Origin of the sequence: Lysinibacillus sp. OL1, assembly GCF_004332175.1 — a bacterium.
Lineage (GTDB): Bacteria > Bacillota > Bacilli > Bacillales_A > Planococcaceae > Lysinibacillus > Lysinibacillus capsici.
Genome location: NZ_SJDS01000015.1, coordinates 84,059 through 110,640, shown reverse-complemented (window position 1 = coordinate 110,640; position 26,582 = coordinate 84,059). Strand labels below are relative to the sequence as shown.

The 26,582-nt window shown below is 34.9% G+C and carries 24 protein-coding genes; 1 reads left to right on the top strand and 23 read right to left on the bottom strand.

Translation table 11 applies throughout. The annotated features are described in order from the left end of the window. Nucleotides 1-119 precede the first annotated feature (119 nt). The 3 genes from EW028_RS21335 to ligD (EW028_RS26020) form a co-directional block, all read right to left on the bottom strand. Nucleotides 120-1,382 carry a Y-family DNA polymerase gene (locus EW028_RS21335; RefSeq protein WP_131522307.1) on the bottom strand — a complete coding sequence of 421 codons (1,263 nt, stop codon included), beginning with the start codon at nt 1,380-1,382 and terminating at the stop codon, nt 120-122. Nucleotides 1,383-1,459: 77 nt separating this feature from the next. Continuing rightward, on the bottom strand, nt 1,460-2,194 hold the full coding sequence (gene ligD, locus EW028_RS26025) for a non-homologous end-joining DNA ligase (RefSeq protein ID WP_306461365.1): 735 nt from the start codon (nt 2,192-2,194) through the stop codon (nt 1,460-1,462). A gap of 5 nt (nt 2,195-2,199) precedes the next feature. Continuing rightward, nucleotides 2,200-3,291 carry a non-homologous end-joining DNA ligase gene (ligD, locus tag EW028_RS26020; protein ID WP_306461364.1) on the bottom strand — a complete coding sequence of 364 codons (1,092 nt, stop codon included), beginning with the start codon at nt 3,289-3,291 and terminating at the stop codon, nt 2,200-2,202. Nucleotides 3,292-3,603: 312 nt separating this feature from the next. Between ligD (EW028_RS26020) and EW028_RS21325 the strand changes: the two genes are divergently transcribed. Continuing rightward, nucleotides 3,604-4,275: a hypothetical protein gene (locus tag EW028_RS21325; protein WP_131522306.1), complete on the top strand. Its 672-nt coding sequence runs from the start codon at nt 3,604-3,606 to the stop codon at nt 4,273-4,275. 336 nt (nt 4,276-4,611) lie between these two features. On the opposite strand, the gene EW028_RS21320 is transcribed toward EW028_RS21325, so the two are convergent. From EW028_RS21320 to EW028_RS21225, 20 genes are all read right to left on the bottom strand, one after another. Continuing rightward, nucleotides 4,612-4,791 carry a hypothetical protein gene (locus tag EW028_RS21320; protein ID WP_131522305.1) on the bottom strand — a complete coding sequence of 60 codons (180 nt, stop codon included), beginning with the start codon at nt 4,789-4,791 and terminating at the stop codon, nt 4,612-4,614. 5 nt (nt 4,792-4,796) lie between these two features. Beyond that, entirely contained in the window at nt 4,797-5,885 is a 1,089-nt protein-coding gene (locus tag EW028_RS21315) for a GAF domain-containing protein (RefSeq protein WP_131522304.1), read from the bottom strand. Between the two features lie 215 nt (nt 5,886-6,100). After that, entirely contained in the window at nt 6,101-6,895 is a 795-nt protein-coding gene (locus tag EW028_RS21310; RefSeq protein WP_131522303.1) for a hypothetical protein, read from the bottom strand. A 19-nt stretch (nt 6,896-6,914) separates the two neighbouring features. After that, nucleotides 6,915-7,463 (bottom strand): hypothetical protein, encoded by a 549-nt coding sequence (locus EW028_RS21305; protein ID WP_131522302.1) that lies wholly within the window; start codon nt 7,461-7,463, stop codon nt 6,915-6,917. A 221-nt stretch (nt 7,464-7,684) separates the two neighbouring features. Next, entirely contained in the window at nt 7,685-8,119 is a 435-nt protein-coding gene (locus EW028_RS21300) for a hypothetical protein (protein ID WP_131522301.1), read from the bottom strand. Nucleotides 8,120-8,226: 107 nt separating this feature from the next. Continuing rightward, nucleotides 8,227-9,279 carry a GGDEF domain-containing protein gene (locus tag EW028_RS21295; protein ID WP_131522300.1) on the bottom strand — a complete coding sequence of 351 codons (1,053 nt, stop codon included), beginning with the start codon at nt 9,277-9,279 and terminating at the stop codon, nt 8,227-8,229. A gap of 300 nt (nt 9,280-9,579) precedes the next feature. Next, the gene (locus EW028_RS21290) at nt 9,580-12,651 is read right to left on the bottom strand and encodes a DUF5704 domain-containing protein (protein WP_131522299.1); all 3,072 of its coding nucleotides are present in this window, start codon (nt 12,649-12,651) and stop codon (nt 9,580-9,582) included. Nucleotides 12,652-12,666: 15 nt separating this feature from the next. Beyond that, nucleotides 12,667-13,932: an S-layer homology domain-containing protein gene (locus tag EW028_RS21285; RefSeq protein ID WP_227744999.1), complete on the bottom strand. Its 1,266-nt coding sequence runs from the start codon at nt 13,930-13,932 to the stop codon at nt 12,667-12,669. Between the two features lie 430 nt (nt 13,933-14,362). Next, entirely contained in the window at nt 14,363-14,833 is a 471-nt protein-coding gene (locus tag EW028_RS21280) for a hypothetical protein (RefSeq protein ID WP_131522298.1), read from the bottom strand. A gap of 268 nt (nt 14,834-15,101) precedes the next feature. Beyond that, nucleotides 15,102-15,683, bottom strand: coding sequence for a hypothetical protein (locus EW028_RS21275; RefSeq protein ID WP_131522297.1), 582 nt, complete (start codon nt 15,681-15,683; stop codon nt 15,102-15,104). A gap of 41 nt (nt 15,684-15,724) precedes the next feature. Next, on the bottom strand, nt 15,725-15,910 hold the full coding sequence (locus EW028_RS21270) for a hypothetical protein (RefSeq protein ID WP_131522296.1): 186 nt from the start codon (nt 15,908-15,910) through the stop codon (nt 15,725-15,727). Between the two features lie 52 nt (nt 15,911-15,962). Continuing rightward, a complete protein-coding gene (locus tag EW028_RS21265) occupies nt 15,963-16,262 on the bottom strand; it encodes a hypothetical protein (protein ID WP_131522295.1) in 300 nt (99 codons plus the stop codon). Between the two features lie 45 nt (nt 16,263-16,307). Then, a complete protein-coding gene (locus EW028_RS21260; RefSeq protein ID WP_131522294.1) occupies nt 16,308-16,589 on the bottom strand; it encodes a hypothetical protein in 282 nt (93 codons plus the stop codon). Between the two features lie 25 nt (nt 16,590-16,614). After that, nucleotides 16,615-16,851, bottom strand: coding sequence for a hypothetical protein (locus EW028_RS21255; protein ID WP_131522293.1), 237 nt, complete (start codon nt 16,849-16,851; stop codon nt 16,615-16,617). Nucleotides 16,852-17,000: 149 nt separating this feature from the next. Continuing rightward, on the bottom strand, nt 17,001-17,291 hold the full coding sequence (locus EW028_RS21250; RefSeq protein WP_131522292.1) for a hypothetical protein: 291 nt from the start codon (nt 17,289-17,291) through the stop codon (nt 17,001-17,003). A gap of 279 nt (nt 17,292-17,570) precedes the next feature. Beyond that, entirely contained in the window at nt 17,571-17,939 is a 369-nt protein-coding gene (locus tag EW028_RS21245) for a DMP19 family protein (RefSeq protein ID WP_131522291.1), read from the bottom strand. A 67-nt stretch (nt 17,940-18,006) separates the two neighbouring features. After that, nucleotides 18,007-18,285: a hypothetical protein gene (locus EW028_RS21240; RefSeq protein ID WP_131522290.1), complete on the bottom strand. Its 279-nt coding sequence runs from the start codon at nt 18,283-18,285 to the stop codon at nt 18,007-18,009. Between the two features lie 94 nt (nt 18,286-18,379). Beyond that, the gene (locus EW028_RS21235) at nt 18,380-18,688 is read right to left on the bottom strand and encodes a hypothetical protein (protein ID WP_131522289.1); all 309 of its coding nucleotides are present in this window, start codon (nt 18,686-18,688) and stop codon (nt 18,380-18,382) included. After that, a complete protein-coding gene (locus EW028_RS21230; RefSeq protein WP_131522288.1) occupies nt 18,672-19,022 on the bottom strand; it encodes a hypothetical protein in 351 nt (116 codons plus the stop codon). Before EW028_RS21230 ends, EW028_RS21235 begins: the two co-directional genes overlap by 17 nt. A gap of 152 nt (nt 19,023-19,174) precedes the next feature. Further along, nucleotides 19,175-26,566 carry an S-layer homology domain-containing protein gene (locus EW028_RS21225; RefSeq protein WP_131522287.1) on the bottom strand — a complete coding sequence of 2,464 codons (7,392 nt, stop codon included), beginning with the start codon at nt 26,564-26,566 and terminating at the stop codon, nt 19,175-19,177. Between the last annotated feature and the right edge of the window lie 16 nt (nt 26,567-26,582).

The window sequence follows — 26,582 nt, the reverse complement described above, 5'->3', positions numbered from 1 at the left end:
ATAAACAACAATAAAAAAATAAGGTAGGATGTATCATTAAATACTATACATCCTACCTATAATTATACTATTGATTATTTGTTGCCGCGATCAACGATCAAGTCAAATACCTCCCTAACTTATCCTAAATGCCCTCCTACCAATTTTCCGCGTTGGAGGGCTGTTCCTGCATCTGTAAATGATGCAGCTCTTAAAAGCGATGTTGAGCCAAATCTAGCACGTATAGCATCCATCGTGTGGCCTAGTATTTCTCGTTTTTCTTTCTGCTCATCAAACAGATCAAGTTGTATACTTCTTTCAGGCTCTAAATTAGTAATTCTAACTGATAATTGACGTGCAGGTTCACCTGCAAAATGCTCATCTAGTAACTCAAGGCAAGTTCGATACATTACAAGCGTTTCATTGGTTGGCACTTCAATTGTTCTCGAACGATGAAAACCTTTTGTCATTGCATGCCGACTATAAGAAAGTCCAAGAGATATTGTACGCCCTACATACCCCGCTTCTCTTACCCGTCGCATTACATCTTCACACATCTCTAAGATGGGGACAGCTATTTGCTGCCTCGTGTGAAAATCTTTCATTAGCATTTGGCCTTTACCAAAACTTAGTGCTGAATTCTTTACTAATGGCTCCCCTAGCTCAGACAGGTCAATCCCCCACGAATGATTGTATAGCTGTAGGCCCATGATACCAAAGCGTTTTTCTAATTCTTTAGGATCTGAATTAGCTATTCCACCAATAGTTTGAATACCCATAGCATTCAAGTTAGCCTCCATCTGTTTACCAATACCCCACATTTCGGATAATGGGCGAACAGGCCATAATTTTGTTGGCACATCCTCATAAGTCCATTTTGCAAAGCCTGTTTTCTTTGCCGAAATATCTAATGCTAATTTGGCAATAAGCATGTTAGGGCCCATTCCTACTGAATTTGGTATGCCAAAAATCTCATAAATTTCTCGCTGAATTCTTCTTGCCAAGCCTTCGGGTTCTCCCCATAAATTATCAGTTTTAGAAATATCCACAAATAATTCGTCAATGGAGTATGAATGTATGCACTCGGGTGGAACATAATTAGCAATATACTTGGTTATTTCCATACTCAGCTCAATAAAGTAATTCATTTTTGGCTCGAATAAATGGATATCAGGATGTTTCGGGATTTCATAACGTCTACTGACCCCCGATTTTATACCAAACCTCTTTTTCATCGGGGGTGAAGCAGCGAGAACTACACTACCAGGTTGTTCAAAACTACCGATAACAGCTATAGGCGTAGTCATCACGTCTAAACCATGTAATACAGCCATCGCGCTAGCATAGTAGGATCGCATATCTATACAAAAAATATCCTTTTTTGGCATATCCTCATAATTCATTTTTTCGCCCTCCGCAAAACGAACATTTGTTTGCTTATATTTTACGCACAAACGTTCGTTTTTACAAGAGGTAATATTTAGTTCCTAAACTGGTTTAATACAATATCAAAGGCTTGTCTATTCCTTACTTCACGGTAATCTCTGAATGGATCTCCAATGTTTTTCAACCGCTCCATTACTGCAGGTATCGTAAATTTTTCTGGTCGCAATGAATCATCTACCTCTTGCCATTCTAAAGGCGTAGCAACAAGTCCTTGTTCATTCGCTCTCGTCGAATATGGAGCGATAATGGTTTTCCCTTTACGGTGTTGTACATAATCTAGATACAAACGGTTTCCCCTATTCTTTTTTAATCGTTCGATTGTGAAAATATCGGGGTATTGTTCGACTAAGAAAGAACAAATAAACTCAGTAAAAATAGCCGTGTCTTCATAGGTGAAAGTATCAAATGGTAATGGAATATAAACCTGCATACCTTTTCCACCAGAAGTTTTTACAAATGACTTTAAATTAAATCGGTCAAATATCATCTTCATTTTTTGTGCTGCAAAAACCGCTAAATTAAAATCATTTACTGAAGGTGGATCTAAATCAAACACTATCTCGCTTGGCTTATCACTGTAAAATTTTTGGAATGGTATATGAAACTCCAATGCTAATTGATTTCCTAACCATAAAAGGGTTTGAATGTCGTTGCATATTAATTGATTATTAGAGCCGTTTGGAATACTGGCGTTAAGAAAGGCTGGTGCATTATCAGGTATGGATTTTTGATAAAAACTATCCCCTGGAACACCATGAGGGTATCTAATTAATGTTAATGATCGATCTTGAAGAAAGGGTAAAAAAATGGAGAAACAGTCTGAAGATATAATAAATAATCGTCTTTTTTAATGTTCATAAGAGAAAAAATTGGTTTATCTGGTTGCGCGATCACTATTTCCTCTGGTATCGGATTTAATTGTCTTTGCATACTACTCCAGGTACAGGTTTCTGGACGTACATCAAGCCGAAATGAATGAAAACGAGGCTCTCGTAAACTTGTCCCATCAAAATCTATGCAAGCTATGTCAACACAAACAGAAGGGGTTAAAAACCAAGCACCTTTTTGTTTCTCACCGTTGTCGATAAAAAATGTAACCAGCGTATTAAATTCTTCTGCATCAAAGCCATGTTTAAATGCAACTACTTCATAAAGGCGATTTCCACGATAAACGCCACCAATGAAATAGTTGTTACTTTTTACGTACTTGAATACAACAACAGTTATAATTCTCCAATTTTTGATTTTAAGCCAATGTTTTGTCCTACTGCCTTCAATCCATTTGCTATCTTTTTTCTTATCGATTACCCCTTCCCCATTATAGGTTTTAATTTTTTCCCAAAGGAGCTCTAGGTCTTCAAAGACCTCTATAGCTTGAATCCTTCTACTGTCCATATACCTAACGTTTTGAGGGAGTTTCACTTTATTGAATAACTCTGTAAGTAGCTGCTTCCGCAAGGTTAATGGGTAAGAAATTAAGAATTCACCATTTTTAACAAGTAGATCAAAAACTACATAATGACAAGGGAATATTGAGCTATGTTCCTCAATGGTCTGTACCTTTCTCATTCTCCCCCTTTTTTGTACCGTAGAAAAATTACTCTGGTAATCGTTCATAAGATAGACAATTTCACCATCCATTTTAATGGGTAAATATGATTTGATTTCTTCTAGAATACTTTTGCAATATGAGATGATTTCGGGAAATTTATGATTTAAAATATTATCATTTCTGCTTTTTAATATTGGTGTTTTATCTTCGCTTTCCCACTCTAAAATACAACGGAAACCGTCGTATTTGGCTTCATAAATCCAATCAAGGCCTTCTGGTGATTTATCTGCAGCTGTTACTAACATCGGCTTCATTTGAAAACCTTCTTTCCATTTATTATTAATCTTTAGTCATTTATTATTAATCTTTAGTCATTTATTATTAATCTTTAGTCATTTATTTGATTTTTTATTGAAAATATCCTGGCAGATATGAAGCTATAGAAATTATTTAATTGTTATTATGCATGCTCTTCATATCTTAAATACATATCCCACTTCAAATGATGGATTCATGAAAATCTCAGCTGGAAAAGAACTGTTGACAAAAAAATCTAATCAGACTAGAATCGGAGTTAATCAATAAATATCTGATTAGAGTCTAATACGATTAGGAGATGATTTAACATGACAGTGGACGAAATAATGGAGCTTACTGGTCAAAAAAGAGGAACAATTGAACAATTTAGGAGTGTGCTGCAAAAGTATCGGTTAATAGAAAAACATCAATCTTTGGATAAAAGAGCAGTTACAACTTTCATGAAAGCAGTTGAATATAAGGAAGCGAAAGAAAATAATTGGATAGAATCTATAGAACGTGCTATACAATATGAGTATGGCGAAGAGATGGTCTTACCTCATATTTGGACTAGAAAAATTGTTTTAAAAGATTTAATTTGGAAAATAAAAAATCGAAGAGTTACTGTAGAAAGAGTAGGTAGTGCATTCCCTCCTAATGATGTTCATTCAGAGGAGTACCACATAGTGTTTAAAATCATAATAGATAATTTCGAAGAAATGGGTAAAACAATTGATACTTACAAAAACAGTTATGGCACAGACGGTAATCCTGTAACAACATTTATTTGTAAAGGTAAAGATTTTATCTATTACATAGTTGGGAAATATAATAGTATTACCAAAAGTGAAGATATTCATGTGTTTTATAACGATGGACTCGAATTTAATCTAATGAAATGTGAGCATGTCTGTGGCGGAAATAGCGACAAAGGGAAACTAGATGAATTATGGAAAACCTGCTCTTCTTTTACTAAAGACAAATCGGTAGAGGAATTGTAGCTTTTGAATAAAGTTTGATTAAAATCAGCCTGCAAACCCGCATTCTTCCGTACCACTCACGTACCACTCAGCAGCACCGTTTATAATAAAGTTCGATCAAAACATGTGAATTTCACAATTTTTTATAAAAAAGATTGATCAAAGTGGTTTGATAAACGTTGATATGACAAGGGTCTTGTAATAAGGATACGTATTTGCTCAAACTTTTTTTTACAAATGATCAATCTTTATTTTAAATCAACAGGAATAGCAGTTCTTCAGAAAAATTATGCTCTTACTTTTTTTGACAATAAAAAAACGAGCACCTTATAAGAAGCTGCTCGTTTCACATTTATCTTATCTAGAAAATAAAGAAAAAAATCTTTTCTTTCCTGTCATTTTGTTCTTTTTAGATACTGCTCTATCAATTTTTCCAAGTACTGCTTGACTGTCTTCAATTCTTTTGTAAGCTTGCATTAAAATTTGATCAATTTCTTTAGAACCAGTGGGTTTAATTTTTCTATTCATTGCTCCCATAATTTTCACCCCGCTGCTTTTGTTGACTTAATTTTATCATGTATCATTAAAAGTGTACAACATCTAACATAAAATTCAACTGTTAATAGGTCTGACTCTATAAAGCCTTCTTCACTTTCTGATTGTAAACATAGAACGCCAATAACTTGATTATCAATAGCGAGTGGATACCCCAAAATTGAACCGATTTTTGTAGCAGGTAGTCCACCATCTTCAAATCTTGAATCATTTCCTTCTATATTGTTAACAATTTCTGCTTTGTTGTTTTCCCAAATATAGCCTGCAAACCCTACTCCCTTGTTAAATACCCTTTTATCAACTGATTCAAAGTTAATCCTAACGCTGGAAGCAATTTTCAATTGGTCTCCTTCTACTTTAAATAAAGAAATGGATTTATCACTTTGGTCTTTTTCTAAAATTGTTATACATTCTTCCAAAATCAATTTTAAGCCTGTATCAAGTGGAAGCTCTGAGTCTTTATAATACGAATAATTTAGTGATCTAACTACCCTAGTAGCATTTTTATTATGACGCATTAATATTCGTAATCGTACCTCTAATTGTTCTAGACTATCTATTAATCCCTTATGATACTCCCTAGCTTCTTTTAACAACTCCACGTTTTTATTGTAGTCTACAACTAATTCTCTATAACTTCTATCAAAATCTACAGCATTTTTTTTAAAAGTTGGATCATAAAAAGGATTGGGGAAACCTGTTACTGCTGTTCCAATTTCTAACTTTTCATTAGTTCTCCACGTGTTACCAATAAACCGTACAATAGTATAACTAAGAAAAATAAATCCCATCACACTAAATAATTTCCACTTATCAAAATTGGTCTTATCTTCAATTAATTTAAACTTAAATAAAGGGATAGATATCCATTCGCTAATTGTTGGTAAGAATGCATTAAAAATAAGCATAAATAAAATAATAGCTAAACCATAACATAATACTAACTTAATAAAAGAAAGTGGCTTTTCTTTTGCTAATTGCGGTTCAGTGGGATTAGTTTCTGGATTCTTTTTGCCTTCAGCTGAACTACTCTCTTCTAACATTGTACTTTTAGAATCTGCGTATTGATTACTCAAAATATCACTCCCTGTCGTTTTTTTAAAAAAATTACAAAAGCACCATCCATTATAGTAAATTATATCGAATAATTGTATTTTAATTAAGCGCTTTTGGCATAATCGTTGAATAATAGAAAACTGAAGGTACCATTCAAGAAATCACCAGAAAATTGCCCCTTTTAATAGAAATTTAAAGGGGCAAATATAGACTGTAATCTAGTTTCTATATCCTTTCAGCTAGCAAATCGTGAATAAAAGGCATCTAGCATCTTTTTCTCGTTGTCTAATGACATAACCATAAAATCTAATCGTATATCATTTACGACTTGATGAGCTGTCAGTACTTCCTTAGGTAACGCTCCTATCTGAATCCATTCTTGAAGCTTGGTAACATTTACTTCGCCAAATTCCAATAGGAACTCGCTGCCATAGTATTTTTCTAAAGAATAGATGTCCCAAATTGGTTTATTTGGTATCTTTGATATACTTCCGACTTCTGTTTTAATACTGTTTTCTTTCATGTCAGTAAAATTCTTCATGATCCATTTATAATCGTCCTCAAGCCGTTTTTTACGCTCGCTATTAAACTTTAGATAGCGTACCAGGTAAAGTATATTTTTATCTGTGAAATCCTCCTCTACGCTTAAATTAAAGGATTTCCCGAACGTGTTCAAAGCTGGTCGAGTAAAATAGGTTGGTTTATACAAGTACTCATCGGCCAAGCTGCTAACGCCCTTCTGCTCCAATTTTGTAGTATCGAGGGTGATTACCTGCGATAAAGCTTCAGAACGTATATAAGCTAAAATCTCATTGATAAGACCACCATGATCGATTGTTCTTTCTTCTTTCGGAATAAATTTTGCTACCATTCCCAATTCTTTGAATACGTGTCTTTTTTCTTCTAGTGGTAATAAGTGCTGCTCTAATACTGCTTTTGCATGTTTATGATTAAGTTCAGCTGTAACTTTATCTCCATATGCACCACTTTTAACAAATTCGATAAAATGGCGTGTGTTCTCGTTAGTCATATCTTTATCCTCCAAACCGTTACTGTATTGCATACTCATCCAATGTGAATAAATTAAATGGTATTTTAGGTACAAAAAAAGAACTGTAGTGTTCACACAGCTCCATAAAGTGTTTTATTCGACTCAATTGATACACACATCTGGTATGAAAAGTCACATTGTCTGGCATAACAATACACACTAATTCTTCATTTACCTCCTGTTTACATAGAAAAATATACGGACTACATTCTGGCCACTCGTTCTTTGCTATACCTCTGAAATCTTCACGATTAAATTCCTTAGATTGTGTTAATACATAATGTAACTGCCTCACCTCACAGTCAAAGTAGCCAAAGCATTTTTGGACCATTGTGATGAGCTGATCACAGTTCCTACTAATAATCACGCTATAGTTAGTGCTGCCTGCTCTCAGTGGTTTAATTGAAAAATATTGTGTACTTTCAAATGGATTTGCCCAGGATAATGCTCCGTCCCTTGTACAGTGGAACTGCAGTGGTAACAGTTTTTTCTTTAATTCTTCAAAATCCTCTTCAATGTGCATTGTTAATTTGATTTGAATATTCATGGATACTTCTTCCCTTCTTTGATTAATCGTTATTTTTGATTTTTTAGCAAAAAAAAAACAACCTTTGGGAAGAATTGTAGTAAAGCAGGACATAACTATCCTGTACTCAATTCAACCCAAAGGTTGTAAAATGTTGGTTGCCATTTCTACTAAAGGTAGAAAAAATAAAAAAACAAAAATAAACTAAATTAATCATATCAAAAAGTCAACACGTACACAATCTACTTTGTTAGAGAATATTGAAGAAATTCTTTATCCTCACACGATGGAGAAATGAGTCTGTAGTATTCAGCTTCCGATAGCCCCAAAAATTTGTCTCCAGAAGGTATATTGTTTACAAATAACCAACAAGGTGCTAACTGATCGAGTGGCTCATCTAACATAAAGGTTCTTCCATCTACAGAGCTAGTCTGCCGATCGATTGTGTAATGGTCTTTTATTTTTTGAGCTACAGACATCTGATAAGTGTCTTGTTGCTTACTTACTAACACCATTAAAAATATATACACTGAATCATTCTTTTTATATAGAAATTTTGAAAAATAATAATTATACATTTGAACCATAACGATATCTTTACCGTATATCGTTCTTATTGGCTGGCTATGTTTCGTAATTGAGGAAATGAAATGATTGATTTTGATTGCTGCTCGCATAGGCATAGGCTTTTTGGCGTAAATGGTGAAACCAAGTTAAGCCATTCCCTCCGATTCTGTAAGATTCTATAGTCTATAGTCAAACCGGATACCGTATTCAGTCCAGACTAGCACACCTGATTCTTTCCTTGCTGTTTGGCCTGATACATCCGTTCATCTGCCAATTTGATTAAAGAATTAACCCCTCCTTCTTTTTCATTAACCCCTAATTCTTCGGAATGGGCAACTCCGATACTTACTGTTATACCAATTGTCTTTTCCAAGTTTATCCTAAAACGTTCAGCTAGCTCCATAGCTCTTTTAGTAGTAATAATCCCTACTAGCTCCTCACCACCATACCGACAAGCTTGGCCGTGATCTTGCAGTGTTCGTTTGAATAACAGACCTGCTTTCTGCAGTACCTCATCCCCATATTCATGACCTTTTTGATCATTCAACTTTTTAAAATTATCAAGGTCAGCAAAAATAATGCTGATAGGTTGTTTTTCAAATAATAGCTCTGCTTTTTTTGTAAAGTACGCCTTATTGTAAAGTTGTGTTAGAGAATCGGTCATACTATTAATACTTACATTTTTAAACATGGCAAGCACACGATTAAAATAATGAGTATTTTCTAAGACAAAATAACTTAAAATCAGCAAGCTGCTAATAAACTGGAATGCAGCAGAACCAATAAAGCTTCCCAGTATAACTGTGATACCCAACGAAGTCAGTAAAGACATACGTATTATTTCTGTCGTATCTCTCTTAATTAGTCGGATGTAACGCCAACCTACTAGAGCAAATAGCAACAATGGAAAAACTATTCCTCTAACAAGTGGATGAGTAAATAACGTTAGCACTGTTAGAATTAGTGTAATAGCGATTGGAATACAGCTTTGCCATTCTCTCTTCTCACTGAATAATTGCATGATGATTGTTTCTACTAATAATAACGTCGTAATAATTTGAAATGGGAACGTATCAAAAGTCATACTTTTCCCTTGAAATGAGAATACAAACATTGAAGCTGCTGCTAAAACAAACATACTTACAGAAATATATAATTCCGTCTTTAACCTAGTTTTATTATAAAGATACAATGCGAATAATGCTAACATGAATATTAATACAGGCACATACAACAATGGGATAATACTAATATCATAGGTTAATTTCATAATTTTTCACGCTCCATTTTTAGATAAAAAACCCCTCACTTTTTGCAGGGGCCGATTGTTAAAAGGTATAATGTTCACAAATTCTTGTTATGAAGTCTTTCAATTCGTCCTTTAAAGTTAGCCATACAATAGGAGCAAGCACCAAAACAGCTAATGGGAACTGGATTCAAGGGGTTTGACTAAAACCATTATTCCTACTGCCATAAGAAGGATGGCTATGATTACACCTACTGTTGATAATCCAAGCAAGTTAAACTTACAATAAAACCCCCTACTTTTTTAATGGTAGGGGGTTCATTCTTAATGCGTAACGGATGGAGCAAAATCAAGGTCTGATCCTTGGTCTCCATGGTAGAACATGACGTCACCATCACGTTGGTTAAACGTGTAACCATACTTGTCTACGAAACTACGTTTAAAACCTTCCATGCCATACCATTGATTCATGTAATGAGCATCGATGTATTGAAGATATGGGTTATTTACATCCCCATCTCGAATTGTTTCGATGTTGAAATTCACTACGATATAGCCATCTTTCAGGAACATTGGATGGTTTTCATTAATGCGACCAACTTGTGCTGCCGCTCCAATTTCAGTTCCTTTTTTCACTGCGTATACCTTTGTTGGTAAGCTGTATTCTCCATACCATGTTTGTTCGCGTGCGACAATATCATTAGCTGGAATCATCGTGTTTGGAGGCACCTGATTCTCTTTCGGACCTCTATACGTGCGTAACTTCCAGTTCAAGATTTGCCAACCATAAGGACCTGTTTCAATACTGTCCTTTGAAAAATGCTTGATATATTTTCTAGCATATGAAGCTGGATAATAACCTGCGATAACATCATTTAAACCAAACTCATTGGCATGACGATAGTAGTAATTCGCATTCGAAATTAATTCTTCCTGTGGTACATTGCGTGATGTCTCATTTAATTTGACCTCACGATAAATCTTGTCTTTTTCAGAACCAATCTTCACAAAATAATTGGTTTTGTCATGATAATACAGATCGACTTCTTGGCGGCCTGTACCATTTTTATTCACGAAATAAAAAGTTGGTTTAATACGGATGGCGTCTTTTTTGCCAAACATATTCCCTTTTGTTTTCATATCGAATTTGAATGCATAGCCTGTCTTCACAGCGACATTGGCATAACCATCTGGATGACTTCCATGACGAACTGGTAAGGTGAAGAGATTACTATTTCCTCTTGGATCACCATCAATACCATTCAAACCAACCCAGTATGAATTTTTAGTAGGTGTGAAACCATCACTTTGACGGAATACAGACTTCCAATTGAAATCCGTAATGTCAGTTACATGGAAATCATACAAACGTCCAACCACATCTACTTCAATAGAATCGGTTGCTACGTGTGCTGCAGACATATTACCTGCAGGCGGTACATTGAATGCTGGGTTTGGAATCGTAATGTTCGCATGGTGCTCAGAACCACCGAAGTCACCATTTGGTAATGCGTTGATTGCAAACGAACGGAATTTAATCGTGTATTGACCTTCTGGAACCCAGACTGGCATAAAGAAGTCTACACTCTCAATATCCACTGGCACCGAAATCCATGTATTGGCTGGATAGAAGCCTTGCTTTGTCTTCGTATATACATCAAATGGGAATTGTACTTGTTTTTCTTTGATGTATTTAGAAAAGTCTCTATCACCATAACCAGGGATATTTCGATGCTGCCCTTTTGTTGGCAACGTCACGGTAAATGGTCTATCTAAAATAAACGCATGACGGTCCTTATCTGGGTCAGGCGGTGTTGACCGTAGTGGCGGTTTTGTACGTTGATCATGTTCCTTGTCATCACTTGCTCTTGCATAAATGACAACTGGCGTATGTACCGTAACTACGTTAACATCAAATGGAAATTCCATTGCGGATGCTGAACCATCGATTGAGAAAACAGGTTCATAGAACACTTTACCTGTACTTGGAGATTGCCAGTAGTTTGTCTTTAATGGATCAATAAGAAGCCCTCTCGCTGTCATTTGAATCATGCCAGGTGGAGGTACATCAGAAGGTGTTGGACCATCTGTAGTTGTACGTGTATCATCCATGATTACTGAGCCTTTAAATTCAGCGCGGTCATTTTCGACTTCATTCTCTCCAATTTCATCTTCAGCAGCTGCTTTTGCCTCATCCTCTATATCTGGAACATCTGGCTTAGAATCTCCCCCATCAATTGTTTCAGGAGGCAATTCAATTTCAGGACACTCTGGTGGAAAAACGTGATCTTCCACATTGTCACTATGCTTGCCATCAGCTGAAACATTCGTCATCGCATCGATTCGTAAAAACTCGCCAGGTAATGCATAGTTTGTGAATTCAGAATGGGTTAGCTTCCACACGTTATACTTGATAATCTCCCAGTAAGAAAACGGTCTTTCAATTCCGCTTACTGCAACTTTTTTGGTTTCAGTTTCTTCATGGTTTGTATAAGTGACTTTACCCTTTGAGTCAGTTTCTTTAGTTCTCCACTTCAATGTAAACTCTTTAGATGCATTTACATTGTTGAATACTGTTTTACCCTTCTTCTGAACAAAATCTTGCTCATATAGGTATTCTTCACTTTGTGCGTCTGCACGTAAGTATTCTGATGACGGTATACCTTGTACTACATCAAATTCACCACTATCGGAGCTGATGCTACCCGTTGGAGAAGGTTGAATTAGGCTACCTTTTTGTGAGGCACTGTCTCCTTCTAATAAAAACTCGATGGAACAGGCTTCTAAAGGTTCTTCTTCTTCGCCTTCTTCCTCGTCATCTATATAGCCTCTCCATTGTATATACATTGGTACATCGTACTTTACGTTTAATTTTACTTCCCCTTTTTCGTTATGACCATAAACTTCTACATCAGAATCTTGTAGACCTGCACCCGTTGTAACTTTTATTTCTAGATAATGTCCCTGAACAACCCTTTTCGTATTGCCAATGTATTGTTTGCCATTTGCACGTTCATCCCATTCTGGGTTTAGTGCTTCCAGACCTTTTAGATCAGATGGAGATTTCTTGTCACTTTTGTCATTGACATTCGTAAACACGGTCGGCATAGGATAATCGTTTAAATTTAATTTGTTATTGACTGCAGACTGTTTAGGGCGTGCGGATTCATCTCGCTTACCGACCATTGGAACTTCTAATTCAGCATCAAAGTTTTTCGCCCTAAAATGTCCGTCATCAATTTGCCACCAATGTACTGCTGGGGTTATTGGCACCCTTTCTGATTCATAATAGGTTCTTTTTGCTGATGCAGTTAGCGAACCATCTAAAATAAACAAGCAAATAAATATTGAAAAGAAAGATACGACCGCAATCGTACCTTTTTTTATTAATTTCAATTGAATTATCAACTCCTATTTTGGTTCATAATAGAACATACTGTCATCATCTGTTCTACTACCAAACATTTCACCACTTAAAGCTGAATTGAAAGCCCAATAGCGATATGTTTCACCCTTCATAAATTCAATTTTTGATGTACTTTTTGGGGATGGTAAATTAAACTGTGCAATTTTACTTTTATCTACTAATAAGTTGGAAGCAAAGTGTTGATTAGATCCATTGCTTACACTTTGAACACTTACATCTCTACTTGGCTTAAATGTGTATTCATAGTAGATTGCATAAATCCCATTATTCAAATAAACTTTATTGTTGCTTTGTTCATTAAAAAACATATCTTTAAAAATACCCTTTGGTTTAGTGCCTAATGTATCCACTAAAATAGCATGTTCAATTGTAGCAACACCAGTGTTATTTAAATACGTATGAGGTTTACCAAGAACATCTTCATATCCGCCGTATTTCGATTTCTTGAAATTAGAAATAGTTAAAATGTTCGTTCCTGTGCTAGCAACCTCACGAAGTTCTTTTAACCCTGTAAAGTCAGATGGAGCTTTCTTCATTGCGTCCATGAAGCGGATAAGGATAGTTGCTACCTCGGCACGTGTTGTATTGCCATTTGGCTTGAATGTGAAATCTTCATAGCCTGATAGTAATCCAGTACCAAGTGCCACCCCGATATACGGTAAATCCTTCTTGTTTACACCGCCACCATAAAACTCTGGAATCGGAATAATTGTAAGGCTTGAATTTGCCATTTCCTCGATTGCTTTGCCATAATCAGCGTTCGCATGTGCTAAACCATTCGCTAACCAACGGGACATTTCACCACGAGTCATTGCTTTGTTTGGTTCAAATCTGTTATTCGAGAAATCACTAGCTTTAATGAATCCAACAGCTAGTCCTTCTTGAATAGCGTCATTTGCCCAGTGGGATGCCCCAACATCTGAAAATTTAGATGGTGTACGGTCGTTGCCATCGAATACGCGTGATAGGAATGTCGCAAACTCTGCACGTGTTACTTGAGCAGATGGTTTATATGTACCATCGCTGTAACCCGCCACAAGCCCTTTTTCTGCTACTTGCTTAATTGAATCATACGCCCAATGTGATTTAGGTACATCCTTGAATGTTGTTGATGCCGCTTCTACTGTAGAAGGTGTAGCTACTGGAACTACAATGCTTGCTGTAGCGATGCCCATAGCCATCGCACCTAACATAAATTTGTTTTGTCTTACAAAACCTTTAAAACCTTTGTGTTTTAAGTCTTTTTTCATGAGAATAAATCTCCTTCCGTAGTAACTTAGTCTAGTTAAGTATCACTTCCTAAAATAATTTTACCATATTTTACCAGATAAATCAACAAGCACGTTTTATTTGTTTTGATTTTTTTTGCTAAAACAAAACAAAAACCCCGCCTCAAACATAAGCCTCTACTTTGCAGATATAGCAAAGAATTAAGCCATGCTTAAAGCGGGGTGTTCCCGTCATTTTCTGATATAAAATATATCCTAAACTTACCATATGTAGTTGGTAATTTCAATCAAAAATCTAGTGTAAGCTCACATCATTTGTTTTTTGATATATTTGATAGCCAGATAATAAAAATATGTACCGAAGCTCGTTACAAAACATATCGGCACTGCCATCTATACTTCTTCTTTATTTTCAAATTACTTGTCAGTCTGTTTAATAACACTGCCACAATTAGTCAGGTTCTGAAGTAGCAAGCTGCTTCTTATATTCTTCCACTTGCTCTTGGGTCCACACAGGTGTTGCTGCGAGTATTTGTACTGGCTCAGGGAGCGGATTTCGTACCTTTCTACCCTTACGTTGCCTTAAAAATTTCATACTTAATGCTTGTTTACTCCAGCCTAACATTTCGGAGAATTCTTTTAACCCAATAAGTGGTTGTATTTCTGAAGTATTCTTCGTTTTTTGTTCTTGTTCTATTATTTCTTGCCACTGAGTAGCCCCTTGTTCTGTTTTGCTCACAATTTGTATTACTTCCTCATAGCATTTTTCACAAACCTGGATCTCCAGATTTTTTACGTTGTAAGCATTAAAACCCATATATATTAGTTCCTTTGGTGTTAATTTATGTACAGACTTTTCCTTTTTGCATTGGTAACAATTAATTCCGAAATAGACTAATAATTCTTGCCCTAAATTAATCATCTAGTGTCCCCTCCATTTCCACTAATTTCTCCTGAACCTATAAATAAAAGTTCTAATGCGATAGCTTTAAGTTTATGAATAGATTTTTGATTTACTTTTCCACTAAATCAAGTTCTGATATAATGCTCATTACATTTTCAAGTTCTTTCGTAATCTAAATTTACTTTCATTTCATTTGAAAAAAATTTACGATAAATGTCCAATAGCTTCATTTCATTTCCCCTCCTTTAAAACACTCAAATAGTATTTGCTGATAATGAAGCGTGGTTCAATCATTTTTCTTTAAACTTATTTCATTTTCATTAATAAGGTCTAATCTGGCTGAGTTAGTAAAGTCCAAGCGTTCGGACTTTTTTTGTTCAAGGACTTTAAGAATATATGTTTCTTCCTCTACATCAGCTGTTTTTAAATGACAAAATTCAGTATACTGTTTATTCAATCCTTTTGTAATTTCAACAAGTGCTTCTTGGATCTTTTCATCTGTAAGCAGAACTCCAACATTCAAAGATTCATTAACCTTTTTCAAAGCTTTTAACTCATGATAAGTTAATGAATCAATTAAACGCATGTTTCCACTTTTTATTTTTGTTGAATGATTGTTATTCAATCTCAATATTTTCTTACTAATCTCACTAAATTCTTTTATTACTTCATCAGGTTCTTTCTGTCTATATTCTTTTAGAATTTTGTTTTGCGAAATTTTCAAATATCTAAACAAACTTTTATTATATTCTGCTTCTTCTTTTTTAACTTCTATCCATGAAATTATAACCACGCTTGCAAATAAAATTACTGCTGTTAAAATAAACAAAATAATAAAAATCAAATATATTTTTTCAATTATAGTCATTTGACGTCCCCCTTGCGTTGATTGGTAGTCTCTTTTAGGCCTTATTTCCAATACTCAGAATGATAAATAATTGCAAATAGTCCAAAAGCAGAGAAAAAGCCCAATAACACTCCTATTAATTGTAGCCAAAATATATTAGTTCCATAGGCCATAAAAATAGAAATTAATGTAAGTAATATCATTAAAAGACTTGTTTTATAAGGTTTTTCAATTATTATATCAATCAATCTAATTCATCCTTCCAACTGCACAATATCTTTCTAGTTAACTTCCATAATTCTAAAACCCTCGGTATTTGGATATAAATTTATTCTGTATACGATACATGTACGAAATCGCTAAAGCTCCTATTGTAAATTGAATTATCCAATGCATTAATAGAAATCGTATTGGACTTTCCACTAATATTAAAACGACTGTAGGAATAAGCAGCATAACAATCTGTACTGAATAAAATTTGTTTCTAATCTCATTCATTTGATATTTAATATTTGCAATAGCAAAATTTATTTCTTTCTGTTGCTGCTGTTGTTCATATTTTCTTAATTCCTTTACAATGTCATTGGCAATATCGTTCATTGAAAATTCTCCTTTCTATTAACATTCCAATTTTGTTTAGATTGTTCAGTAAGTCATTTTATAATTTTCAGCACTAACAATCGCAGCGTTAACTGATTTCGCTACCTCTGATAATGTTTTTCTAATGTCTTGTTCGCTCATATTTTTATAATGAATAGTTAAATGAGCAATTTCTTCTATTGCTTTCTTATATTCATCATGAGCTAATACAAAGCCAACTGACACACTTGTTGGTGCTGGACGAGTGCGACATCCACAATTTTGGCTACTTGGTGACTTATCAGTTATTGGATTTCTGCAGTAATGACACGTTAATTTTTTAGCCATTTTCTCAATCCTTCCTATACAATATCTACTTTTTAAAAAGACTTTCTACAATTTTTATCATTACCATTATCAATGGTATTACGACTGGTAGACATAGAATTATCACGCAAAAGGTTGCACTAATAAAAGATACCCATTGCTTGAGTGTCAATTCATCCTCTACATTTGAATCAAATGTTATTTTTGCAATTAAAGCGAATAGTATGGTTGAAACACTCCAAAAAGCAAAGACCTTAGAGGTTAATAATTGCTGTTTTTTCATTAATTTACTCCTATAAATTGATGCTCTGCTGTACAATATCTTTCACTTCGTATCGTATCGATCAATAATTCGCGTTCCAAATGAATCTACATCAATCTTTTCTCACCCTTTTATTGCATAAAATTGTTCAGATATGTTCCTCAAATTGATCAATATTTATGGAAACGATTTTCTAGTTTTAAATTATTTTTAATATCTTTTTCAGTGATGCGATGATTAATGATCACATCATGTTTTTTTACTGGAAATATTAAAGATTGATATAACCCATTTTTTTGTTTGTTTAATGTTTTTACTTCAACAATGTTGCCATAAATTTTTGAAATTTTTCCAAATCCATCAGTCAATAGTTTTCCTGAATCACTAAACCACTTGAAATATACAAAATTCCCTATTTGAAGTTCTTCTTCTATGAAATCAAATATATTTAATTGATTCATATTACACCTCACTTGCCTCACATAATGATTCCCTCGCTCACACTCCTAAATCGTTTAAATATTGCTCTATGTTTAAACAAAGTAGTATTTTATTCATGTAAGACCTACCTGGAATTTTGAATACACAAGCAGCTTTTTTGAGTGTTTTTAAATCATAATTAAAATTTAACTCTTCTGGTGTTTAATCAGACAGCTCAGCTAAAAATTCCTCTTTTGACATCATGATCACTCCTCAACAAAATGACTCTTCTACTGAACAATATGGTTCAATTATGCATATTAACTACTAATATTTTTTGTGAATTTAGTAAGGTAATCTTCCAACCCATAACTATTCATAAAATCCTTTGCAATTTGCTGATATTGTTTACTGCATTCTTCAATTTCTTTTTCATATTCATCACACATTTCTTTGATTTCAGGAATAAATATTGAATCTTTATGCTGGTAATACCCTAACCCTGATACAGTAACTTTAGTAAAGATGGAAGCTACTTGTTGATCCAATTCCGAATTTCTTTTCTTCAATATTTCAATGAGTTCAAATACTTTCTCATAAGCTCGATTACCTAACCATCCATCCATACCATTATTCAATACTTGATAGTCCATATACTCTATTAACTCTATTTCTTGTTGGTTTAACATAATTTTCTCTCCTCTATTTTTAATTTTTGTTCACTGCTTAAAATGCTCATATTGTTCAGTAGTCACTTTACATTAACCCCAATGCACGCTTAACTTGAGCTGTACTAACAAAAACTTTTTCATAACGATCTTCTACTGGAGAATAGCTAAAAATTGCAAGAGATGTACCAAGAACAACAACAACCTCACAAAATGCACCAGTTAAAGTCCTAATAGAAACTCTTTCGAAACCACCATCCATTGTTAAAAATGAAGTTACTTCATTTACAAATCTTTGATTAGTGCGTTTTAATAAATACTCAAAATCAAGTTCATCTTGACCATTAACCCATACTATTTCTTCCATGATTAACATTCCCTTCACTGAACATTTTCTTTCTAGTATATAATTCCGTACTGTATTAGAGCTGAGTTTGCTGTGTTGAAATTGCTGGCAATTTTCAGTGAGCAAAACCATCCAAGCTACTAGAATAATTAAATGTATCTTCTATTTCTTCAAGTAAAAATTCAATATCCTCTTTTGAAGCATTTGGGACTACTTCTCTTAATTTAATCAAGATAGCCTTTATTTTTTCGTATTTGTTATTACCATAAATACGATACTCTAATGTTTGACTTTCCTTTTGAATCGTCAATAACATAGCTGTACCTTCATTTATCACGTCAAAGCGGAATAATGGCTCATCTAACATTAAAACTTCTTTTATAACATTAATAGAATATTTATCACTTTTATTTGTTTTGTACATTTGCATCTAAACCTTCATATGTCCTTTTTATTTGATTAGGTAACTTTTCTAATATTATTTTGAACTCTTGTAAGTCTTCAAAAATATAAAATGCATCCAATCCATTTATAAATGTGTATTGAGCAACCTCAAAATTATCGCTTATTTCAATAAGTACAGAGACTGCAGATAAATCAAATGGTCCATATGCTCCATAATTTTTTTCTGCTAACCATTCAACTAATTTAGGGTCTTTAATCTCTTGGGCATAGAAATATAAATTCTGTTTTTCATAAAATGTATACATAAAGCCTTTTTTTAATAACAAATGTAAAATTTGTTGTTCAAGTATCATTAACTATCATCTCCCTCAATTTTATGTTTACTTTGTTAACACTATTTTAGCAATATTATCCTTTATTGTATATATAACTCTCTGAAATTTTGTTCAATTATTGAAAGGCTGCTCTGTTTTTGGAGAGCAGCCTTTATTTTTAAATATATTTATTAAAATTGGTTTGCTATTTCTAAAGTAAGCTGTAGAACTTTGGCCATCTCAGCACGTGTTAATTTGGCTTGAGGATCAAAGAAATTACCTGGCTTACCATTGAATATCCCAAGTGTTTGCATTGTAGCAACAGCTGGTTTTGCCTCTTCTGAAATTTTATTTGCATCTTTAAAATCAAGCTTTGTAGAATCACTTTTCTCAACCTTTAAATAGTCCAGAGCTCGGTCTAACATAAGTGCTGCTTGTTGACGTGTTAGCGGGCTGTTAGGATTAAACTTCGAAGCAGTTACACCTCTGATAATGCCCGTTTCGTATAAGGCTTGTACATCCTTAGCAAACCAATCTTTAGCCTTTACATCTTTAAAGACTCCGTTTACAACATCAGATGTATCAATTCCTAAACTTCTTACTAACATTGCACTGAATTGTGCTCTAGTTAGTGACTCGTAAGGGCTGTAGTAGTCAGGAGATGTACCCTTAACAATATGTCTGCTTGCTAACTCCTCAATTGCACGTTGACTAAAGACCCCATCAATGTCCTTAAATGTAATACGTTTTGTAGAGAATTGGAATTCCCCTGTTTTAGTCACCTTAAATTGAATTTGGTTCGGTACTGCAAAAGTAAATGGAATAGCTGTATATTGTCCATTTTCGAATCGGAATACATACGCTTTTTTCGATGTTTTTGTGATTTCAATTGGCTTCTTAAATACGGTGATTTCCTTACCATCAGCCAAAATGCGAAGTTGATAATGTTGATTAGATTTCAAGATCCATTCAACTTCCCAAAGTTTTGCTTGTAATTCCAGTGGTATCTTGATTTGAATGCCATCTTGCTCAAGGTTTATGACTTCTTTAGCAGGGTTTGTGATAGTCCACTTGCCATTGTTGTCGTAATCAATCGTTTCAGCGATTGTACCTTCAGGTAACTCAGGCTTAACTACTGGTGGTTTTGGTTGTGGATTGACTACTGACGGCGGTTCTACAACTACAGGTGGCCCTATCACTGGTGGTTCCACAATAGGTGGGTCTACAACTGGTGGTTTAACAGGTGAAGGTGTTGGTGTAACTACTGTTAAATTAGTCTTTCCTTCATCTCCAATTTCCTCAACACTATAGCCCAACTCAGATAAAAGCAAAGCCTTATATGATCCTTTGTGTAATTCTTTCACAATGTAATCCTTAACTTCTAATTTATATTTATCAGAAGGGGAGGTCTTATACGATTTAACACTAGCTAAAGCGTAAAAAGTTTTAAATACATACTCTGCATGATTTTCGTTTTCAGTTCCCCACTCTACAAAAGGGGTAGATGAGACACGTAAATAACTATCATTTAAAGATGCTACCATCATTTTAGAGCGAACTAGAGAAGCTTCTGGACCAATTGTAGATTTTGGCTTAATTAAAGAAAACAGAGTCTCTTTGACTGGTCCATTCACTAATTTAGAAATCTTGTCTTCGGCTCCAATTTCTTGTCCATAAGCAGCTTGAATTGCCTCTAATAAAACACTTAGCTCTTCCCGTGTGTATTCAGTTACACCACTTTCTGCAGCATAGTCATTAATATGCTGGACATACAAAAATAAAACATCATCTTGTATTGATGAATGATTTAGTGTTTCAAGTAATAAAGATTGAATAAAATCTACTATTAATTTATCCACTTGAATATTATCTTTTACAACATTTTCACCTTTTGATTGTGCCATATCAGTATCAGTATTTTTCGGTGTATCTTGTCCAGATGGAACTTCTAATTCTTCCTGGTGGTTGTCATTAGATTCTGTAGCATCAGTATCATCTTCTTCTGTGTTTTGTTCACTTTCTAAACCATCATTTGGTTGGACCTCTTCTGTATCTTGTTCATTTGTTTCAGGTGAATTTTCTTCTTGTTTTACTTTGATCACAAATGAAATAACGTGTTCTGTCGTTTCATCAGATAATGTAAATGATTGATTAGGGTCCCCTACTATTTCGTAACCTTCAGGTGCCTGGCCAACTACTTCCACCTCACCATACGGAATTTCTGTAATCCAGTTTTCAGCAACAACTTCACCATCTTCTTCCGAAACATATTGAACAAGGTATTTGCCAGTTGTAGTAGCATTAGATACGTCTTTCAGAATTTTTTCAATTTCCATTCTAATTTCATCTTCTGATACCTTAAGTGCTATTGCAATTTCTTTAATCACTTGCTCTAAGGCACTGTCATCTTGCAGATAGTCCACAACACTACTTAGTGCAGCTGGTTGTGGGTAGTTATCTAAAGTTGGTAAAATTGATGAATCAGCATATTCCTTTTGATAAGCAATAATAAATTCTAACTTCATTTCTCGCTTTGCTAGCTCTAAGGCATTAATTAATTTCACGACATTGATGACTTGCTCTTTAGTAACAGAATCCCCTAATTTATCAATTGCCTCACGGTAATTGGGCATAAGTTCTTCATATACCTTTTCCCCTGTATAATCAGCCAATTCGTTAGATGTTACGCTATCTAAGTCGTTTATAATTTTATCCAACAAATCTTCTTTCTTGTTATCGATTAATATTTGCAGAGCATCTAAGCGATTCTGTAAAGCTGTCTTTTCTTCACTTTTTGGTAGAGCATCTACAAGCTTTTGGGCCTCATTTTTGTGTTTTTGAATTAGAGATACTTCTGCCTTTGATACTCCTTGCTCAGCTTGGATGAACAGACTGACCACATCTAAACGTTCTTGTAGATCCATCTTAGCTTTGCTATTTGGTAAAACATCTACTAACTGCTGTGCAGAATCAATATCTGCCTTGTCCTTGGATACTTCTGCTTTCTCGACCGCTTCTCGCGCACTCTTATATGCATCAACATGAGTTTGGATCTCATCTAGACGGTCTTGTAACTCATCTTTTAACTGGCCATCCTCTAATGCATCCACCTTTTCTTGCGCCTTAACTCGGTCTGCTTCAAGTAAAGAATCCTCTACTTTGTTAACTGCATCTTTTGCCTGGTCTTCTTTTGATTTGTTGTCGATGACATCCTGCAGTTCTTTTACTCGATCAAGTAATTCTTCCTTCTTAGGACTATCAGGGAGAGCCTCAACCAGTTCTTTAGCGACATCTAAATCTGTTTGAGCTTTAGATAAATCGGCTTGTTCTAGTGCTGCAATGGCTTCTTTTAACTTAGATAAAGCGTCTAATCGTTCTTGTAGTTCAGTCTTTTTCACGATGTTTGAATCAATTTCATCAACTAGCGCTTGTGCCACTAATTGGTCTGCTTCTTCTAAAGATATTTCAGCATTTCCAACTGCTAAAGTTGCATCAATAACTGTTTGGACAATTTCTAGACGATAAAGCAAACTATCTTTTGGTGTACCATCAGGCAATTGTTCAACTAATAAAAGAGCGGCATCTTTATCTGTTTGTTGATACGATATTTCAGAATTCATGACACTTTCTATTACTTTCGAATATGCAATAACTGCATCTAACTGTTTTTTTAGTACATTTTTAACCGTTAACCATTCAGGAACATTAAGTAACTTTTCTTTAGCAGTTGAAATGGCTTTGTCTAATTCATCTTTTGTATGAAGTCCCTCAGCAATTTCAATGGCCATTCTTGCTTCTTCAATGATTGTGCTAAGGTTTAACCAACTCTGATAATCTTCTAAACTTGGAGTTTTGACAGCTCTATCTTCAAATGAGGCAACATAATCATCAATAATTGATTTCAACGCTCCAATATTATCTGGTGTTACACCAACTACACCAGCCCATGTAAAATCATCATCGGTAGCAATTTTGTAGTTATTGATCAGCCATTCAAGACGATTGTTTTGAACTAATAATTTTACTAAGCTTTCAAGCTGACCATTCTTTCCACCCAGTTTAGTAGCGGTATTTTCTACTTCGCGGATTTCTCGTTCAGAGGAAACGTTCACCTTAATCGCTAATGTCTTATCAAACAGCATCTTTAATGATGTAATAGTTGTTTGTTCCATTTCATCAAATGAAGAGCCTAAATCCGCTTCTAACGCCTGTACAAAGCGTTTAAACATTTCCACATCCGAAACAGTCACCACAGGTTTGTTGGCAATTGTTAATTTGCGTTCCGTTAGCTTGTCCTTAGCTTCAATCTCCACAAATCCATCGTAAACCCCATCTGCCAAGTCATATGTCACTGCAACTTTACCATCTGCCGTTTTAACAGTCTTAGACTCACCGTTAAATGTTACAGTTACATCATGTTCGGAATCATCAGAGTCATTGATTGTAGCGACTACATGAAGCTGGCCGTTATTGATATATTCATAACGATCATCCAAAACAATAATATCAGGGATACCGTTATCTAGATATGCTTGCATATCCTTCCGTAATTGACCTTCCCATAGAACATCTGTAGCAGCATATCCTTCTGATTTTTCTTGTTCGTCATGCGTATCATTGTATTCAATCACTTCTTGCATAGCTTTTACAATTGTTTGCATGTACTCTTTCGTTTGCTGGAAATCAACAGTTTGTACCTTATCAGATAATGTTTTGTCTTTACTTACTTCTCTTTTAAACGTTTGTCGGTAAAGGATTAATTCATCTGCAGTAGTTAAAACAGGTTTTAACATATCTTGAGAGTAAGATGGCTCATTACTGTGCAGTGTATCTAAAGCACTTTGTGTTACATCACTAAGGAAAACCTTTAACGCATTCACGAAATTCACTAAATCTTGGGCATTATGATTTTCACCAATAGGTTTAAATGCATCTTTAAATTCATCATATAAATCACTATTTTCAGTGTTAACATCAGATACACCAAATTTATCTAAATCATCAGGTGTGACTGTTTCCAAATTAGAAATGTAATCTTTGATTACTTGAGACAAGCGATCTTCTAAATCTTTTTTGTTTGCAGCATTTTCAACCACTTCCACTTTATCTTGAGTGTCTTTTATCGAATCCCATGAAATACTGCCATGATTATCTTCCATCACCAATATAGCGTTGTTGGCATCATGGTAACGTTGTAATTCGTTAATACGTTCTTCTAAAGCCTCTTTTTCAGCAGAAGATGTTAATGCCTCTACCAGTTCTTCTGCATGCTTATAATCGTCTTTTATCAAGCTCTTTTCGGCGCTTTCTGTTGCTACTGTTGCCGTTACTAAAAATAAGCGATTTTCCCAGTTCGTGATGGTTTCACTTTCTTTTACTGTTTGAGCTTGCAATGCAGCAATTACATCCTTCACTCTCGTCAGTGCTTCCTCTGTACGAACAGTTTCGTAATTAAAGATCGATTCATAGCCATTGTAAAAGGCTTCATGTTGCTCAGGAGTCCAAGAATTGTACTTATCTTGGTGACCAGCCATTTCATTGGTATAGTTGGTTGCCTCATCGACTTTGATAATAGGAAGGGCTGCCGTATACACTTCACTATCCTCTAAGCCGTCAGATACTGTCACTTGCATGGCTTCATGGTGATATCCTTTTGATACTTGATTGCCCTGGTACTTAACACTAAACTTGCCGTCTGTCACTGGAGCTGTTAATTCCTTGCTAAAATGTTCTACTTTCGCGGTTAAGGCATCACTGTCCTCATCTGTAGCTGTCCCATCAATCGTAAAGTGTGTTTGATCATCTAAGACAACGTGATTTGGTAACTCTTTAACCGTTATAGTTGGTTTCGTGTTCGACACGGCTACGTCTACTTGTATCGTCGTTGTTTCATACCCGTCATCTGCAGTAATGGTTAATTTCGACTTACCTTTACTTACTCCAGTAACTTTAAGCTGGCTTCGATTTTCAATTTCTGCTTTAACATGTGCCTCAGAGGAGGATACCACTTCAAATTTCAAAGGATGCCCATCGGGGTCTTTAAAGTGCATATTTAAGTCAATTACCTCGTTTTTGCCTTTGCCTTGAATAGTAATAGTTTCAAAGTTTTTGGAAACCTCTGGCTTTTGATTCACTTTTGTCACATTAATAGTTTGTACTGTTTTATTACCTTTTTCATCTACTGCAAATACAGTATATATTCCATTTTCCGATACAGTAAAACTGGAAGGAGTCGACTGACCTGTAGCTATTTCAGTACCGCCATTAACAAAATCTAACATAGAAAGATTGCCTTTCGCCCATTTAACTGTTTGTACTTTACCTGCGTCGTATGTATGTACTGTAACAATAGGCGTTAAAGAATAATCTTTTTGTTCCTCTAATTCGATTATAGGAGGGGTAGTATCTTCTCCTAATTGACGCTGACCTCTTTCGTACCAATAACCATCTGGGTTTCTAACTCCATGTTGATATGAATCAAATGTACCTTCAATGTTACCTTGTACTAGTGTCCCTTTATAGTAAGAAGGATTAGGATTGGTTACTGCCATACCTCTAGTAGATTTTACTGTGAAATCTACAACCCAACCATTGTTACCAAAAAATCCATTGTTTATGTTATACTCGTACATTTCTAAAAAAGAACCTGATTTTCTATAAAGAGTTCCCATACTCCCAGAAGTTTGGCCATAGTTAGCATGAGGCATATGGTTAGTCCCTAGTATGTTGATCCTTCCCTCAGAATCCAAATTATAGCTATAGCCATAGTCACTACCTAAATTCAAGTATCCTCCAGCATTACCTACTGGTATCTCCATTGAAGATCCATAAGAATTAGAAGGATCCCATTGTAAATAAAATTTATTATTACTTGCTGCGTTGAATTTGTTCCAGTAATAAGTAACTGGTCTTATTGATTTAACAACACTTTCAGCACTATTGACTGTAAGTTCTCCATCACTCACCATCAATTTAAACTTAACGCTACTTTTGTCTGTAGGTACTGTGTATTCAAAGTTTTTGTTTTTTCCTGAATACACTGGTATCCAATTATCGGTACCATTATAAGCTGCATATAGTGTACTATTTAGTTCATCTCCTTCTGGATCATCAACTGTCCAGCTTATTACATGTTTATCCATGTGCTCAAATTGTTGGACTGGTATGTTTAGTGTAGGAATGTTAGGTGCAGTGTTAGTGATAGGAACAAGAACAGCTCCGTTGAATGTGATCTTTTTCGGCCAAGATCCTCCTATATAATGTAACACTGCTACCCCATCTGACATCCATGTATCCTCTGAAGGTATTCCATCTGAGCCGTAAGAAGTAAACTTACCCCCATTTCCTCCACCACCTACCATTCTAATAGTAATGTATCCACTACCTGGATCACCCCCACTCGGCGTAAGTTCAAACTTGTGAATGCCATCAGTATACTTTAAACCTGCTGCCTTGGCTTCTGGTATATCTCCACCTACGCCCACAATTCCAGGAACAGTAACGGTTGCTGCTAACATTAAGTTACTAAATTTTTTCTGGTTTGATTTATTCTTAGATTTTTTAATCCCAGTATTTTTTGTCAAAGATATACAGCTCCTC

What these genes read in the sequence shown, in the direction of transcription:
- EW028_RS21335 (WP_131522307.1), bottom strand. Translation starts at nt 1,382, where the DNA reads ATGAATTATGAGGATATGCCAAAAAAGGATATTTTTTGTATAGATATG.
- ligD (WP_306461364.1), bottom strand. Translation starts at nt 3,291, where the DNA reads ATGAAGCCGATGTTAGTAACAGCTGCAGATAAATCACCAGAAGGCCTT.
- EW028_RS21325 (WP_131522306.1), top strand. Translation starts at nt 3,604, where the DNA reads ATGACAGTGGACGAAATAATGGAGCTTACTGGTCAAAAAAGAGGAACA.
- EW028_RS21320 (WP_131522305.1), bottom strand. Translation starts at nt 4,791, where the DNA reads ATGGGAGCAATGAATAGAAAAATTAAACCCACTGGTTCTAAAGAAATT.
- EW028_RS21310 (WP_131522303.1), bottom strand. Translation starts at nt 6,895, where the DNA reads ATGACTAACGAGAACACACGCCATTTTATCGAATTTGTTAAAAGTGGT.
- EW028_RS21305 (WP_131522302.1), bottom strand. Translation starts at nt 7,463, where the DNA reads ATGAATATTCAAATCAAATTAACAATGCACATTGAAGAGGATTTTGAA.
- EW028_RS21300 (WP_131522301.1), bottom strand. Translation starts at nt 8,119, where the DNA reads ATGCGAGCAGCAATCAAAATCAATCATTTCATTTCCTCAATTACGAAA.
- EW028_RS21295 (WP_131522300.1), bottom strand. Translation starts at nt 9,279, where the DNA reads ATGAAATTAACCTATGATATTAGTATTATCCCATTGTTGTATGTGCCT.
- EW028_RS21285 (WP_227744999.1), bottom strand. Translation starts at nt 13,932, where the DNA reads ATGAAAAAAGACTTAAAACACAAAGGTTTTAAAGGTTTTGTAAGACAA.
- EW028_RS21280 (WP_131522298.1), bottom strand. Translation starts at nt 14,833, where the DNA reads ATGATTAATTTAGGGCAAGAATTATTAGTCTATTTCGGAATTAATTGT.
- EW028_RS21275 (WP_131522297.1), bottom strand. Translation starts at nt 15,683, where the DNA reads ATGACTATAATTGAAAAAATATATTTGATTTTTATTATTTTGTTTATT.
- EW028_RS21265 (WP_131522295.1), bottom strand. Translation starts at nt 16,262, where the DNA reads ATGAACGATATTGCCAATGACATTGTAAAGGAATTAAGAAAATATGAA.
- EW028_RS21260 (WP_131522294.1), bottom strand. Translation starts at nt 16,589, where the DNA reads ATGGCTAAAAAATTAACGTGTCATTACTGCAGAAATCCAATAACTGAT.
- EW028_RS21255 (WP_131522293.1), bottom strand. Translation starts at nt 16,851, where the DNA reads ATGAAAAAACAGCAATTATTAACCTCTAAGGTCTTTGCTTTTTGGAGT.
- EW028_RS21250 (WP_131522292.1), bottom strand. Translation starts at nt 17,291, where the DNA reads ATGAATCAATTAAATATATTTGATTTCATAGAAGAAGAACTTCAAATA.
- EW028_RS21245 (WP_131522291.1), bottom strand. Translation starts at nt 17,939, where the DNA reads ATGTTAAACCAACAAGAAATAGAGTTAATAGAGTATATGGACTATCAA.
- EW028_RS21240 (WP_131522290.1), bottom strand. Translation starts at nt 18,285, where the DNA reads ATGGAAGAAATAGTATGGGTTAATGGTCAAGATGAACTTGATTTTGAG.
- EW028_RS21235 (WP_131522289.1), bottom strand. Translation starts at nt 18,688, where the DNA reads ATGTACAAAACAAATAAAAGTGATAAATATTCTATTAATGTTATAAAA.
- EW028_RS21230 (WP_131522288.1), bottom strand. Translation starts at nt 19,022, where the DNA reads ATGATACTTGAACAACAAATTTTACATTTGTTATTAAAAAAAGGCTTT.